Below are 14,853 nucleotides of genomic sequence, written 5' to 3' on the forward strand. Positions count from 1 at the left end.
TATGAAAAGTGCTTTTTTTCAATAGGTTACACATGAATCCTGATATTCCTCTTCAACTTCTGGGCGGCATCACGGCGCGCGAATTCCTGCGCGACTACTGGCAGAAAAAACCGCTGCTGATCCGTCAGGCAATTCCTGATTTCGAAAGCCCGATCGACGCCGACGAACTGGCCGGCCTGGCGCTGGAAGAAGAAGTCGAATCGCGCCTGCTGATCGAGCACGGCGAGCGCCCTTGGGAATTGCGCCGCGGCCCGTTTGCCGAAGACGAATTCAGCAAGTTGCCGGAACGCGAATGGACCTTGCTGGTTCAAGCCGTCGACCAATTCGTACCGGAAGTCGCCGAGCTGCTGGAAAACTTCCGCTTCCTGCCGAGCTGGCGCATCGACGACGTGATGATCAGCTTCGCCGCCCCGGGTGGCAGTGTCGGTCCGCACTTCGATAACTACGATGTGTTCCTGCTGCAAGGCCACGGCAAGCGCAACTGGAAAATCGGCCAGATGTGCGACTCCGAGAGCCCGCTGCTGCAGCATGCCGACCTGCGTATCCTCGCTGATTTCGAAGAAACGGCTGAATGGGTGCTGGAACCGGGCGACATGCTTTATCTGCCGCCACGCCTGGCCCACTGGGGTGTGGCCATCGACGATTGCATGACTTACTCCGTCGGTTTCCGCGCACCGAGCGCCGCTGAAGTGCTGACCCATTTCACCGACTTCCTCAGCCAGTTCCTGCCGGACGAAGAGCGCTATACCGACGCCGACGCCCTGCCTGCGGTCGATCCGCACCAGATCCAGCACGACGCCCTTGATCGCCTGAAAGCGTTGCTGGCCGAGCACATGAGCGACGAGCGCCTGCTGCTGACCTGGTTCGGCCAGTTCATGACCGAGCCGCGCTACCCGGAACTGGTGGTGGGCCCGGAAGACATCGAAGAAGAAGACCTGCTCGCCAGCCTGGAACAAGGCGCGGTGCTGATTCGCAACCCGAGCGCACGCATGGCCTGGTCCGAAGTCGATGACGACCTGCTGCTGTTCGCCAGTGGCCAGAGCCGTTACCTGCCGGGCAAGCTGCGCGAACTGCTGAAGCTGATTTGCGCCGCTGACGCCCTGCACGTCGACAATCTTGGCGACTGGCTGAGCGACGAAGACGGCCGCGGTCTGCTGTGTGAGCTGATCAAGCAAGGAAGCCTGGGGTTTGCTGATGAATAAAATTCACGTACGTGTCGCAGACTGGCAAAAGGATAACGCCGAGATCCGGCGCATTCGTGAGACGGTGTTCGTCGCCGAGCAGTCCGTTCCGCCTGAACTGGAATGGGATGCCGATGACGCAACAGCGGTGCATTTCCTGGCCTTCGAAGGCGACTTTCCGATTGGCACTGCCCGCCTGTTGCCCGACGGGCATGTTGGCCGGGTGTCGGTGCTGAAAGACTGGCGCGGCTTGAAGGTTGGCGACGCGCTGATGCAAGCGGTGATCAGCGAAGCCGAGAAGCGCGGGCTGAAGCAGCAGATGCTCAGCGCACAAGTGCAGGCCACGGCGTTCTATGAGCGCCTGGGTTTTAGCATGGTCAGCGAGGAGTTCCTGGAAGCAGGGATTCCGCATGTGGACATGGTGCGTCATTCGGCTTGAGACCGCGGCGCGGCCATCGCGAGCAGGCTCGCTCCCACAATTGGAATGCATTTCCCTGTGGGAGCGAGCCTGCTCGCGATAGCGGCCTCAAGAACACCACAAAACGCCCCGCCATCTCCGGATGCCGGGGCGTTTTGCTGTCTACGATTCAACTTGCCCCACCCCAGGCCGACAAACTGGCAATATCAACACCTGTAGGAGCGAGCTTGCTCGCGATGAGCGTCAACCATGACGCGCCCCACCTGGAAAAACGCGTCGCGTTCAAATTCATCGCGAGCAAGCTCGCTCCTACATACACCACAAAGTCGGAGATAACGGATATGTCCCTACGCACCCTGCTCACCACGCTGCTGTTGACCTGCAGTTTTTCGGTCATGGCCGCCACCGAGATCGTGCCGCTCAACTACCACACCAGTGCCGACATGTTGCCGATGGCGCAGGACTTTATCGGCAAGGACGGCCAGGTCAGCGCCTACGGCAACCAGCTGATCGTCAATGCCGAGCAACGCAAGATCGACGAACTTAAAGCCCTTATCGCGCAACTTGATACCAAACCAAAACGCCTGCTGATCACCGTCGACACCAACGAAAACAACTTTCAGGACGACCAGGGCTACTCCGTGAACGGTGCCAAACCGAGCCAGACCCGAATCATCAATCGCAGCACCGAAAGCCGCGACGGCGGCATTCAGCAGATCCAGGCCAGCGAAGGCGCGCCGGCACTGATCCAGGTCGGCCAGAGCGTTCCGCTCACGAGCACTCAGACCGACTCCTACGGCGACCTGCGCAGCCAGACCGAATACCGCAACGTCACCCAAGGCTTCTACGTCACCGCCAGCGTCACCGGCGACATCGTTCACCTGGCGATCAGTACCAACCGTGACCGCATGAGCCAGGAACGTCCCGATGTAGTGAACGTGCAGAGTACCGACACAACCGTCACGGGACGCCTGGGCGAATGGATCACCCTGGCCGGTGCAAATCGTCAGACCCAGGCCGACAAACAGGGCGTAACCCGCAGCTACTCGACTCAGGGCCGGGATGACATGACGTTGCGGGTCAAGGTCGATACTTTGGACTAAACCACCGAAAACTGACTGATTAGTCGTATTAGACCAAAGATGTAGTGGCGCAAAAAAAGCACTACAAAACGTTTGACGATACAAAAAAGCAAAGGCATGATGGCCTCGCTCCCGCTAATCAGGGGCCCTGGCAAGGGCCTTCGAGGCGCCGTTCGCACCTACCCCGCGAGCCGCTTCGTGTCTGTACCGCCCATAAGGTGTGTTTGACGAGGTTGTCGACTGGAACGAAGTTGTCCCGAGGGACGGAAGCGTATTTAGGTAACCCGGCACCACACTGAAGTTTGTATAAAGGCCCACGACGCCCGAATGCGCTCGCCAGTTCGCCCTTACCTGCTCACTTCCCCTCGAGCCCATCGTTCATCCCGTCGCCATCCCCGCCGAATCCGACTTGACCACCTAAGCTTCTGGTCAGCGAGCAGCCTTTTACGCCTCTCTAATATGCGTATTTGGCAGGAGCAGGAATTTTCCACCCCAGACCTATGCGACGAGGTTTATCTCCATGGCACTGACACGCGAACAGCAAATTGCAGCCCTCGAAAAAGATTGGGCTGAAAACCCACGCTGGAAAGGCGTGACACGCGCTTACTCCGCTGCTGACGTCGTCCGCCTGCGTGGCTCGGTTCAACCTGAGCACACCTTTGCAAAATTGGGCGCCGAGAAGCTCTGGAACCTGGTAACCCAGGGTGCCAAGCCGTCCTTCCGTCCTGAGAAAGATTTCGTCAACTGCATGGGCGCCCTGACCGGCGGCCAGGCTGTACAACAAGTCAAGGCCGGTATCCAGGCGATCTACCTGTCGGGCTGGCAAGTGGCTGCGGACAACAACTCCGCCGAATCGATGTACCCGGACCAGTCGCTGTACCCGGTGGATTCGGTTCCAACCGTGGTCAAGCGCATCAACAACTCGTTCCGTCGTGCTGACCAGATCCAGTGGAAAGCCGGCAAAGGCCCGGGCGACGAAGGTTACATCGACTACTTCGCTCCGATCGTGGCTGACGCCGAAGCCGGTTTCGGTGGCGTACTGAACGCTTACGAACTGATGAAGAGCATGATCGAGGCAGGCGCCGCCGGCGTTCACTTCGAAGACCAACTGGCTTCCGTGAAAAAATGCGGCCACATGGGCGGCAAAGTACTGGTTCCTACCCAGGAAGCTGTACAGAAGCTGACCGCTGCCCGCCTGGCGGCTGACGTTGCCGGTACTCCGACCATCATCCTGGCCCGTACCGACGCTAACGCGGCAGACCTGCTGACTTCCGATTGCGACCCGTACGACCAGCCATTCGTGACTGGCGAACGTACCCAGGAAGGCTTCTACAAAGTGCGCGCCGGCCTGGACCAGGCGATCGCTCGCGGCCTGGCTTACGCTCCGTACGCCGACCTGATCTGGTGCGAAACCGCCAAGCCGGATCTGGACGAGGCTCGTCGCTTCGCTGAAGCGATCAAAAAGGAATACCCGGACCAACTGCTGTCGTACAACTGCTCGCCTTCCTTCAACTGGAAGAAAAACCTGGACGACGCGACCATCGCCAAGTTCCAGCGCGAACTGTCCGCCATGGGTTACAAGCACCAGTTCATTACCCTGGCCGGCATTCACAACATGTGGCACAGCATGTTCAACCTGGCGCACGACTACGCCCGCAACGACATGACTGCCTACGTGAAACTGCAAGAGCAAGAGTTCGCTGACGCCGCCAAGGGTTACACCTTCGTGGCTCACCAGCAGGAAGTGGGCACCGGCTACTTCGACGACATGACCACCGTGATTCAGGGCGGCACGTCGTCGGTGACCGCGCTGACCGGTTCGACCGAAGAAGAACAGTTCCACTGATCTGCTTCGCCTGAACAAACGGCCGTTGCGGACCGAATAAAAAGCTAACCGCAACGCCGCACATCTGACGCCCCGACTGGTTCGGGGCGTTTTTTTTGCCCACAATTTACCAACGACCACCCCTCCCTGTAGGAGCAGCCTCGTTTCACTCGCCTGCTCCTACAGGGGTCGGCGGCAGTCTGGGGAAAAACCTTGATCCAGAGCATTTTCCCGATCAGGAAAAAAGGGTAAAACGACCCCGCTCGCTACTTGCAGTAACGCGCATATAAGACAACTTCCCAGCCACTCACCCGTTAACCAGTTTAAAAACCAACCCAAACAATATTGATTATCATTTAGCCGCAACTATGTTCGTTACATTCCCTACAAAACATAATTGATGAAATGCCGGCTAATGCCCGCAACGCATGGGCTGCGGGACTTTGGAGGTACGCTATGTCCTTATTCCTGTAAATAATTTCGCTATAGGAATTTTACTTGCACGGAGTTGTGCCATAAAATCAGCGGGATTGATTGCTGCGACATATCGTCACTGCTTTGTTTCTTTTCAAGCTCAGAGACCTTTGCTCTCTGTTAAGGATTACCAGCATGCCCGAAGCGACAGGACTCATGGCCCACAACTGGGGCTTTGCCATTTTCCTTCTGGGCGTCGTCGGCCTTTGCGCCTTCATGCTCGGCGTCTCCGCCCTCCTCGGGTCAAAAGCCTGGGGCCGCAGCAAAAACGAACCGTTCGAGTCCGGCATGCTACCTACAGGTGGCGCCCGCTTGCGGCTCTCAGCCAAATTCTATCTGGTCGCGATGCTCTTCGTGATCTTCGATATCGAAGCCCTTTTTCTCTTTGCCTGGTCTGTGTCCGTCCGCGAAAGCGGCTGGACCGGATTCGTCGAAGCTCTCGTTTTCATAGCAATTCTGTTGGCAGGTCTTGTCTACCTATTCCGAGTGGGCGCCCTTGACTGGGCTCCGGAAGCTCGGCGCAAGCGGCAAGCGAAGCTGAAACAATGAGGCTTTGGCAATGCAATACAATCTCACCAGGATCGACCCCGATGCTCCTAACGAGCAGTATCCGATTGGCGAACGGGAAACCGTTTCCGATCCGTTAGAAGATCAAGTCCACAAAAACATTTTCATGGGCAAGCTCGAAGACGTGCTTAACGGCACGATCAACTGGGGGCGCAAGAACTCCCTGTGGCCGTATAACTTCGGTCTTTCGTGCTGCTACGTGGAAATGACCACCGCCTTCACGGCGCCCCACGACATCGCGCGCTTTGGCGCCGAAGTTATCCGGGCATCGCCGCGTCAGGCGGATTTCATGGTTATCGCCGGTACCTGCTTCATCAAGATGGCGCCGATCATTCAGCGTCTCTACGAGCAAATGCTCGAACCTAAATGGGTCATCTCCATGGGTTCGTGCGCCAACTCCGGTGGCATGTACGACATCTACTCCGTCGTTCAAGGGGTAGACAAGTTCCTGCCCGTGGACGTCTACGTGCCTGGCTGCCCGCCCCGCCCTGAAGCTTTTCTGCAAGGCTTGATGCTTTTGCAGGAGTCGATTGGACAGGAGCGTCGTCCGCTTTCCTGGGTCGTCGGCGATCAAGGCGTGTACCGCGCCGAGATGCCTTCGCAAAAGGAACAGCGCCGCGAACAGCGAATCGCAGTCACCAACCTGCGCAGCCCCGACGAAGTCTGATCCAGATCTGCTTCTTTAATAGAACGAGAAACTGGCTTCATTCTTTACGTTGACCGAAAGCGATAAATAACCATGACTACAGGCAGTGCTCTGTACATCCCGCCTTATAAGGCAGACGACCAGGATGTGGTCGTCGAACTGAACAACCGTTTTGGCCCCGAGGCGTTCACCGCCCAGCCTACCCGCACCGGCATGCCGGTGCTTTGGGTTGCCCGCGCCAAACTCGTCGAAGTAATGACCTTCCTGCGCAACCTGCCCAAGCCGTACGTCATGCTCTATGACCTGCACGGCGTGGACGAGCGTCTGCGCACCAAGCGTCAAGGGCTGCCAAGTGGCGCCGACTTCACTGTGTTCTATCACTTGATGTCGATCGAACGTAATAGTGACGTCATGATCAAGGTCGCCTTGTCCGAGAGCGACCTCAGCGTGCCGACCGTTACCGGCATCTGGCCGAACGCCAACTGGTACGAGCGTGAAGTGTGGGACATGTACGGCATCAACTTTGCCGGTCACCCGCACCTGACCCGCATCATGATGCCGCCGACCTGGGAAGGTCACCCGCTGCGCAAGGACTTCCCGGCCCGTGCCACCGAGTTCGACCCGTTCAGCCTGACGCTGGCCAAGCAACAGCTTGAGGAAGAAGCCGCGCGCTTCAAGCCTGAAGACTGGGGCATGAAGCGTTCCGGTGCGAACGAGGACTACATGTTCCTCAACCTCGGCCCTAACCACCCTTCTGCGCACGGTGCGTTCCGCATCATCCTGCAGCTGGACGGTGAAGAGATCGTCGACTGCGTGCCGGACGTCGGTTACCACCACCGTGGCGCCGAGAAGATGGCCGAGCGTCAGTCCTGGCACAGCTTCATTCCGTACACCGACCGTATCGACTACCTCGGCGGCGTGATGAACAACCTGCCGTACGTGCTCTCGGTCGAGAAGCTGGCCGGCATCAAGGTGCCCGAGAAGGTCGACGTCATCCGCATCATGATGGCCGAGTTCTTCCGGATCACCAGCCACTTGCTGTTCCTGGGAACTTACATCCAGGACGTCGGCGCCATGACTCCGGTGTTCTTCACCTTCACCGACCGCCAGAAGGCGTACACGGTGATCGAGGCCATTACCGGTTTCCGTCTGCACCCGGCCTGGTACCGCATCGGCGGCGTCGCCCACGACCTGCCACGCGGCTGGGAAAAACTGGTGAAAGACTTCGTCGAGTGGATGCCAAAGCGTCTGGACGAATACCAGAAAGCCGCCCTGGACAACAGCATCCTGCGTGGCCGGACCATCGGCGTCGCCGCCTACAACACCAAAGAAGCCCTGGAATGGGGCGTCACCGGTGCCGGCCTGCGTTCGACCGGTTGCGACTTCGACCTGCGCAAGGCTCGCCCGTACTCCGGTTACGAGAACTTCGAATTCGAAGTGCCGCTGGCGGTCAATGGCGATGCCTACGACCGTTGCATCGTGCGCGTCGAAGAAATGCGCCAGAGCCTGAAGATCATCGAGCAGTGCATGCGCAACATGCCGGAAGGCCCGTACAAGGCGGATCACCCGCTGACCACGCCGCCGCCGAAAGAACGCACGCTGCAGCACATCGAGACCCTGATCACGCACTTCCTGCAAGTTTCGTGGGGCCCGGTCATGCCGGCCAACGAATCCTTCCAGATGATCGAAGCGACCAAGGGCATCAACAGTTATTACCTGACGAGCGATGGCGGCACCATGAGCTACCGCACCCGGATTCGCACCCCAAGCTTCCCGCACCTGCAGCAGATCCCTTCGGTGATCAAAGGCAGCATGGTCGCGGACTTGATCGCGTACCTGGGTAGTATCGATTTCGTTATGGCCGACGTGGACCGCTAAGCATGAACAGCACGCTTATCCAGACAGACCGTTTCGCCCTGAGCGAAACCGAGCGCTCGGCCATCGAGCACGAGCTGCATCACTACGAAGACCCGCGCGCGGCGTCGATCGAAGCCCTGAAGATCGTCCAGAAGGAACGTGGCTGGGTGCCTGACGGCGCGCTCTACGCCATCGGCGAGATCCTCGGCATCCCGGCCAGCGACGTTGAAGGGGTGGCTACTTTCTATAGCCAGATCTTCCGTCAGCCGGTTGGCCGCCACATCATTCGCGTCTGCGACAGCATGGTCTGCTACATCGGCGGCCATGAATCGGTTGTCAGCGAAATCCAGAGCAATCTGGGCATCGGCCTGGGTCAGACCACCGCCGACGGTCGTTTCACCCTGCTGCCGGTCTGCTGCCTCGGCAACTGCGACAAGGCGCCGGCGTTGATGATCGACGACGACACTTTCGGTGATGTGCAGCCTGCCGGCGTTGCCAAATTGCTCGAGGGCTACGTATGACCCTGACTTCCTTCGGTCCTGCCAACCGCATCAAGCGTTCGGCCGAGACTCACCCGCTCACCTGGCGTCTGCGTGACGACGGCGAAGCTGTCTGGCTCGACGAGTACCAGGCCAAGAACGGTTACGCGGCTGCGCGCAAAGCCTTCGCCGACATGGCTCAGGACGACATCGTCCAGACCGTGAAAGACGCAGGCCTTAAAGGTCGCGGCGGTGCCGGCTTCCCCACGGGGGTGAAGTGGGGCCTGATGCCAAAAGACGAATCCATCAACATCCGCTACCTGCTGTGCAACGCGGATGAAATGGAGCCGAACACCTGGAAAGACCGCATGCTGATGGAGCAACTGCCCCATCTGCTGATCGAAGGCATGCTGATCAGTGCTCGCGCGCTGAAAACCTACCGTGGCTACATCTTCCTGCGTGGCGAATACACCACCGCCGCCAAGCACCTCAACCGTGCCGTGGAAGAAGCCAAGGCAGCGGGCCTCTTGGGCAAGAACATCCTGGGCAGCGGCTTCGATTTCGAGCTGTTCGTCCATACCGGCGCCGGGCGTTACATCTGCGGTGAAGAAACCGCACTGATCAACTCCCTCGAAGGCCGCCGCGCCAACCCGCGCTCCAAGCCGCCCTTCCCTGCCGCCGTTGGCGTGTGGGGCAAGCCGACCTGCGTGAACAACGTTGAAACCCTGTGCAACGTGCCGGCGATCATTGCCGACGGCGTGGACTGGTACAAATCGTTGGCCCGCGAAGGCAGCGAAGACATGGGCACCAAGCTCATGGGCTTCTCCGGCAAGGTCAAGAACCCGGGCCTGTGGGAATTGCCGTTCGGCGTCACCGGTCGCGAGTTGTTCGAAGACTACGCCGGCGGCATGCGCGACGGTTACAAGCTCAAGTGCTGGCAGCCAGGCGGCGCCGGTACCGGTTTCCTGTTGCCGGAACACCTCGACGCACAAATGTACGCCGGCGGCATCGCCAAAGTGGGCACCCGCATGGGTACCGGCCTGGCCATGGCGGTGGACGACAGCGTCAATATGGTTTCCCTGCTGCGCAACATGGAAGAGTTCTTCTCCCGTGAATCCTGCGGCTTCTGCACCCCGTGCCGTGACGGTCTGCCGTGGAGCGTCAAGCTTCTGCGCGCGATCGAGAACGGTGAAGGACAAGCCGGCGATATCGAGACCCTGCTGGGTCTGGTCGGTTTCCTCGGTCCGGGCAAGACCTTCTGTGCTCACGCACCGGGCGCCGTGGAGCCGTTGGGCAGCGCAATCAAATACTTCCGCCATGAGTTCGAAGCCGGCATCGCGCCTGTCAGCGCCGTCGTCCCGCCTCTGGCAAGGCCGATCGTAGTCGGCGCGTAAACGCTTAAAAGAGGCGAAGGGTCCGTGCCCTTCGCCTTCTCGTGTGATGACGCCGCAAGCGGCTGTGTTGATTCACGCGAATAACAAGATTCCATTAGCCACGCCCGCTGACACCGGGCCAACGAAGAACTTTGAACCATGGCCACTATCCACGTAGACGGCAAAGAGCTCGAAGTCGATGGGGCAGACAACCTGTTACAGGCATGTCTGTCGCTAGGCCTCGATATCCCTTATTTCTGCTGGCACCCCGCCCTTGGCAGCGTTGGCGCCTGCCGCCAGTGCGCGGTCAAGCAGTACACCGACGAGAACGACAAGCGTGGTCGGATCGTCATGTCGTGCATGACGCCAGCCACTGACGGCAGCTGGATCTCCATCGACGACGAAGAAGCGAAAGTGTTTCGCGCCAGCGTCGTCGAATGGCTGATGACCAACCACCCTCACGACTGCCCGGTCTGTGAGGAAGGCGGTCACTGCCACCTGCAAGACATGACCGTGATGACCGGCCACAACGAGCGCCGTTATCGCTTCACCAAGCGTACTCACCAGAACCAGCAACTGGGCCCGTTCATTTCCCACGAGATGAACCGCTGCATCGCTTGCTACCGCTGCGTGCGCTTCTATAAGGACTACGCCGGCGGCACCGACCTCGGCGTATTCGGCGCCCACGACAACGTGTACTTCGGTCGCGTTGAAGACGGCACCCTGGAAAGCGAGTTCTCCGGCAACCTCACCGAGGTCTGCCCGACCGGTGTGTTCACCGACAAGACTCACTCCGAGCGCTACAACCGCAAGTGGGACATGCAGTTCTCGCCGAGCATCTGCCATGGCTGCTCCAGCGGTTGCAACATCTCCCCGGGTGAGCGCTACGGTGAACTGCGTCGCATCGAAAACCGTTTCAACGGTTCGGTGAACCAGTACTTCCTGTGCGACCGCGGCCGTTTCGGCTACGGCTACGTCAACCGCAAGGATCGCCCGCGTCAGCCACTGCTGGCCAACGGCGCCCAACTGACGCTCGACGAAGCACTGGATAAAGCCGCCGACCTGCTGCGCGGTCGCAACATCGTCGGTATCGGTTCGCCCCGTGCCAGCCTTGAAAGCAACTACGCGTTGCGCGAACTGGTCGGCGCCGAGCACTTCTACTCCGGTATCGAAGCCGCCGAGCTGGAACGCATTCGTCTGGTCGTGCAGGTGCTGAAAGACAGCCCGCTGCCAATCCCGAACATGCGCGACATCGAAGACCACGACGCAATTTTCGTCCTCGGTGAAGACCTGACCCAGACTGCCGCCCGTATGGCGCTGTCCCTGCGTCAATCGGTCAAGGGCAAGGCCGAAGACATGGCCGATGCCATGCGCGTTCAGCCTTGGCTCGACGCCGCGGTGAAGAACATCGGTCAGCACGAACTGAACCCGCTGTTCATCGCCAGCCTGGCTGAAACCAAGCTCGACGACATCGCGGAAGAATGCGTTCACGCAGCGCCCGACGACCTGGCCCGCATCGGTTTCGCCGTGGCTCACGCCCTCGACGCCAGCGCACCGGCCGTTGAAGGTCTGGACGCCGAAGCCCTTGAGCTGGCCAAGCGTATTGCCGACGCCCTGCTCGCCGCCAAGCGTCCATTGATCATCGCCGGTACCTCGTTGGGTTCCAAGGCGCTGATCGAAGCCGCGGCGAACATCGCCAAGGCCCTGAAGCTGCGCGAGAAGAACGGTTCCATCAGCCTGATCGTGCCAGAGGCCAACAGCCTCGGCCTGGCCATGCTCGGTGGCGAATCGGTCGACGCCGCCCTGCAAGCGGTCATCGACGGCAAGGCCGACGCCATCGTCGTGCTGGAAAACGATCTGTACACCCGCACCGACAAAGCCAAGGTCGATGCAGCCCTGACCGCCGCGAAAGTGGTGATCGTGGCCGACCATCAGAAGACCGCCACCAGCGATCGCGCGCACCTGGTTCTGCCAGCCGCCAGCTTCGCTGAAGGCGACGGTACGCTGGTCAGCCAGGAAGGCCGCGCCCAGCGCTTCTTCCAGGTCTTCGACCCGACTTACCTCGACGCCAGCATCCTGGTTCACGAAGGCTGGCGCTGGCTGCATGCCCTGCGCTCGACCCTGCTGAATCAGCCGATCGACTGGACCCAACTGGATCACGTCACCGCTGCCGTTGCTGCAAGCACGCCGCAACTGGCGCGCATCGTTGATGCCGCGCCGTCCGCCGCGTTCCGCATCAAAGGCCTGAAACTGGCGCGCGAACCGCTGCGTTACTCGGGTCGTACCGCCATGCGCGCCGACATCAGCGTGCACGAACCGCGTACTTCCCAGGATAACGACACCGCGTTCTCGTTCTCCATGGAAGGTTACTCGGGCTCGGTCGAACCGCGTCAGCAAGTGCCATTCGCCTGGTCTCCGGGCTGGAACTCGCCGCAAGCCTGGAACAAGTTCCAGGACGAAGTCGGTGGTCACATCCGTGCTGGCGACCCGGGCACCCGCCTGATCGAAAGCACCGGTGATTCGCTGAACTGGTTCGCCAGTGTTCCGCGCGCATTCAACCCGGCTCCGGGCACCTGGCAGGTTGTGCCGTTCTTCCACCTGTTCGGCAGCGAAGAGAACTCTTCCAAAGCCGCACCGGTTCAGGAACGCATCCCGGCCGCCTACGTCGCTTTGGCCAAATCCGAAGCCGACCGCCTGGGCGTCAATGACGGTGCCATGCTGAGCTTGAACGTGGCCGGTCAGACCCTGCGTCTGCCGCTGCGCATCAACGAAGAGCTGGGCGCCGGGCTGGTCGCATTGCCGGCCGGTATCGCTGGCATTCCGCCAGCGATCTTTGGCAAATCCGTTGACGGTCTGCAGGAGGCAGCTCAATGACCTGGTTCACGCCTGAAGTGATTGACGTGATCATCGCGGTCCTCAAGGCCATCGTGATTCTGCTCGCCGTGGTGGTGTGCGGCGCGCTGCTGAGCTGGGTCGAGCGTCGTTTGCTCGCCCTCTGGCAGGACCGTTACGGTCCGAACCGCGTCGGCCCGTTCGGCGCGTTCCAGATCGCGGCCGACATGATCAAGATGTTCTTCAAGGAAGACTGGACCCCGCCGTTCGCCGACAAGGTGATCTTCACCCTGGCGCCGGTCGTGGCCATGAGCGCCTTGCTGATTGCCTTCGCAATCATCCCGATCACCCCGACCTGGGGCGTGGCGGATATCAACATCGGCATCCTGTTCTTCTTCGCCATGGCCGGTCTGTCGGTCTACGCGGTGCTGTTCGCCGGCTGGTCGAGCAACAACAAGTTCGCCCTGTTGGGCAGCTTGCGGGCCTCGGCGCAAACCGTGTCGTACGAAGTGTTCATGGGCCTGTCGCTGATGGGCATCGTGATCCAGGTCGGCTCGTTCAACATGCGCGACATCGTCGAGTATCAAGCGCAGAACCTGTGGTTCGTCATTCCGCAGATCTTCGGTTTCCTGACCTTCTTCATCGCTGGCGTCGCCGTGACTCACCGTCACCCGTTCGACCAGCCGGAAGCGGAACAGGAACTGGCCGACGGTTACCACATTGAATACGCCGGCATGAAATGGGGCATGTTCTTCGTTGGTGAGTACATCGGCATCGTGCTGATTTCGGCGCTGCTGGTGACCTTGTTCTTCGGTGGCTGGCACGGTCCGTTCGGCATTCTGCCGCAGATCCCGTTCATCTGGTTTGCACTGAAAACCGCGTTCTTCATCATGTTCTTCATCCTGCTGCGCGCCTCGATCCCGCGCCCACGGTATGACCAAGTGATGGATTTCAGCTGGAAGTTCTGCCTGCCGCTGACCCTCGTCAACATGCTGGTGACCGCTGCGATCGTGTTGCTCAGCACGCCCGCCGTCGCGGCTCAGTGAGGATAGAGAATCATGAAGTACATTTTTGACATCGTGCATGGCTTCTTCACCCAGCTTCGCAGCCTGGTGATGATCTTCGGCCATGCCTTCCGCAAGCGCGACACGCTGCAGTACCCGGAAGAAGCGGTGTACCTGCCGCCACGCTTCCGTGGCCGTATCGTGCTGACCCGCGACCCCGACGGCGAAGAGCGTTGTGTAGCCTGCAACCTGTGCGCCGTGGCGTGCCCGGTGGGTTGCATCTCGCTGCAGAAAGCTGAAACCGAAGACGGTCGATGGTACCCGGACTTCTTCCGCATCAACTTCTCGCGCTGCATTTTCTGCGGCCTCTGCGAGGAAGCCTGCCCGACCACCGCGATCCAGCTGACACCGGATTTCGAGATGGCCGAGTTCAAACGTCAGGACCTGGTTTACGAGAAAGAAGATCTGCTGATCTCCGGCCCCGGCAAAAACCCTGATTACAACTTCTATCGTGTTGCAGGTATGGCGATTGCCGGTAAGCCAAAAGGCGCCGCGCAGAATGAAGCCGAACCGATCAACGTGAAGAGCTTGCTGCCTTAAGGAAGAAAGATGGAATTCGCTTTCTATTTCGCATCGGGTATCGCTGTTGTGTCCACGCTTCGCGTGATCACCAACACCAACCCCGTGCACGCCCTGCTCTACCTGATCATTTCGCTGATCGCCGTGGCCATGACATTCTTCGCCCTCGGCGCACCGTTTGCCGGTGTACTGGAAGTGATCGCCTACGCTGGCGCCATCATGGTGCTGTTCGTGTTCGTGGTGATGATGCTGAACCTGGGGCCTGCCTCGGTTCAACAAGAGCGCGTCTGGCTCAAGCCCGGTATCTGGCTGGGCCCGGTCGCACTCGGCGCCCTGTTGCTGATTGAACTGCTGTACGTGCTGTTCAGCGACGCCAGCGGCCAGGCCATCGGCCACACCACCGTAGACGCCAAGGCCGTGGGCATCAGCCTGTTCGGTCCTTATCTGCTGGTGGTCGAACTCGCCTCGATGCTGCTGCTCGCCGCAGCCGTCACGGCGTTCCACTTGGGCCGCAACGAAGCCAAGGAGCAATGACG

At 60.0% G+C, this 14,853-nt stretch carries 13 protein-coding genes; all 13 read left to right on the forward strand.

What is annotated here, in order from left to right; translation table 11 throughout:
- The first annotated feature begins 32 nt into the window (after positions 1-32).
- The 13 genes from ACYZUD_RS12205 (at position 33) to nuoJ (ending at position 14,851) form a co-directional block, all read left to right on the forward strand.
- On the forward strand, positions 33-1,202 hold the full coding sequence (locus tag ACYZUD_RS12205; protein ID WP_462024232.1) for a ribosomal protein uL16 3-hydroxylase: 1,170 nt from the start codon (positions 33-35) through the stop codon (positions 1,200-1,202).
- Positions 1,195-1,620, forward strand: a complete 426-nt coding sequence (locus tag ACYZUD_RS12210) for a GNAT family N-acetyltransferase (protein WP_462024233.1) — start codon at positions 1,195-1,197, stop codon at positions 1,618-1,620. Before ACYZUD_RS12205 ends, ACYZUD_RS12210 begins: the two co-directional genes overlap by 8 nt.
- A gap of 320 nt (positions 1,621-1,940) precedes the next feature.
- Positions 1,941-2,702 carry a secretin N-terminal domain-containing protein gene (locus tag ACYZUD_RS12215; RefSeq protein ID WP_462024234.1) on the forward strand — a complete coding sequence of 254 codons (762 nt, stop codon included), beginning with the start codon at positions 1,941-1,943 and terminating at the stop codon, positions 2,700-2,702.
- A 499-nt stretch (positions 2,703-3,201) separates the two neighbouring features.
- Positions 3,202-4,527 carry an isocitrate lyase gene (gene aceA, locus ACYZUD_RS12220; protein WP_053121621.1) on the forward strand — a complete coding sequence of 442 codons (1,326 nt, stop codon included), beginning with the start codon at positions 3,202-3,204 and terminating at the stop codon, positions 4,525-4,527.
- A gap of 588 nt (positions 4,528-5,115) precedes the next feature.
- Positions 5,116-5,529 (forward strand): NADH-quinone oxidoreductase subunit A, encoded by a 414-nt coding sequence (locus ACYZUD_RS12225; RefSeq protein ID WP_027616013.1) that lies wholly within the window; start codon positions 5,116-5,118, stop codon positions 5,527-5,529.
- A gap of 10 nt (positions 5,530-5,539) precedes the next feature.
- On the forward strand, positions 5,540-6,214 hold the full coding sequence (locus tag ACYZUD_RS12230; protein ID WP_008146035.1) for a NuoB/complex I 20 kDa subunit family protein: 675 nt from the start codon (positions 5,540-5,542) through the stop codon (positions 6,212-6,214).
- A gap of 72 nt (positions 6,215-6,286) precedes the next feature.
- Positions 6,287-8,071 (forward strand): NADH-quinone oxidoreductase subunit C/D, encoded by a 1,785-nt coding sequence (gene nuoC / locus ACYZUD_RS12235; RefSeq protein ID WP_462024235.1) that lies wholly within the window; start codon positions 6,287-6,289, stop codon positions 8,069-8,071.
- A 2-nt stretch (positions 8,072-8,073) separates the two neighbouring features.
- Entirely contained in the window at positions 8,074-8,571 is a 498-nt protein-coding gene (nuoE, locus tag ACYZUD_RS12240) for an NADH-quinone oxidoreductase subunit NuoE (RefSeq protein ID WP_008146039.1), read from the forward strand.
- Entirely contained in the window at positions 8,568-9,923 is a 1,356-nt protein-coding gene (gene nuoF / locus ACYZUD_RS12245) for an NADH-quinone oxidoreductase subunit NuoF (RefSeq protein ID WP_150746608.1), read from the forward strand. Before nuoE ends, nuoF begins: the two co-directional genes overlap by 4 nt.
- A gap of 138 nt (positions 9,924-10,061) precedes the next feature.
- The gene (gene nuoG / locus ACYZUD_RS12250) at positions 10,062-12,776 is read left to right on the forward strand and encodes an NADH-quinone oxidoreductase subunit NuoG (RefSeq protein WP_462024236.1); all 2,715 of its coding nucleotides are present in this window, start codon (positions 10,062-10,064) and stop codon (positions 12,774-12,776) included.
- Positions 12,773-13,780, forward strand: a complete 1,008-nt coding sequence (gene nuoH / locus ACYZUD_RS12255; protein WP_462024237.1) for an NADH-quinone oxidoreductase subunit NuoH — start codon at positions 12,773-12,775, stop codon at positions 13,778-13,780. The genes nuoG and nuoH overlap by 4 nt, the downstream gene beginning before the upstream one ends.
- 12 nt (positions 13,781-13,792) lie before the next feature.
- Positions 13,793-14,338, forward strand: coding sequence for an NADH-quinone oxidoreductase subunit NuoI (gene nuoI, locus ACYZUD_RS12260; protein ID WP_219847839.1), 546 nt, complete (start codon positions 13,793-13,795; stop codon positions 14,336-14,338).
- Between the two features lie 9 nt (positions 14,339-14,347).
- Complete coding sequence (nuoJ, locus tag ACYZUD_RS12265; RefSeq protein ID WP_462024238.1) at positions 14,348-14,851, forward strand: NADH-quinone oxidoreductase subunit J; 504 nt, start codon at positions 14,348-14,350, stop codon at positions 14,849-14,851.
- The last annotated feature ends 2 nt before the right edge of the window (positions 14,852-14,853 follow it).

Source organism: Pseudomonas sp. XS1P51 (assembly GCF_054897845.1).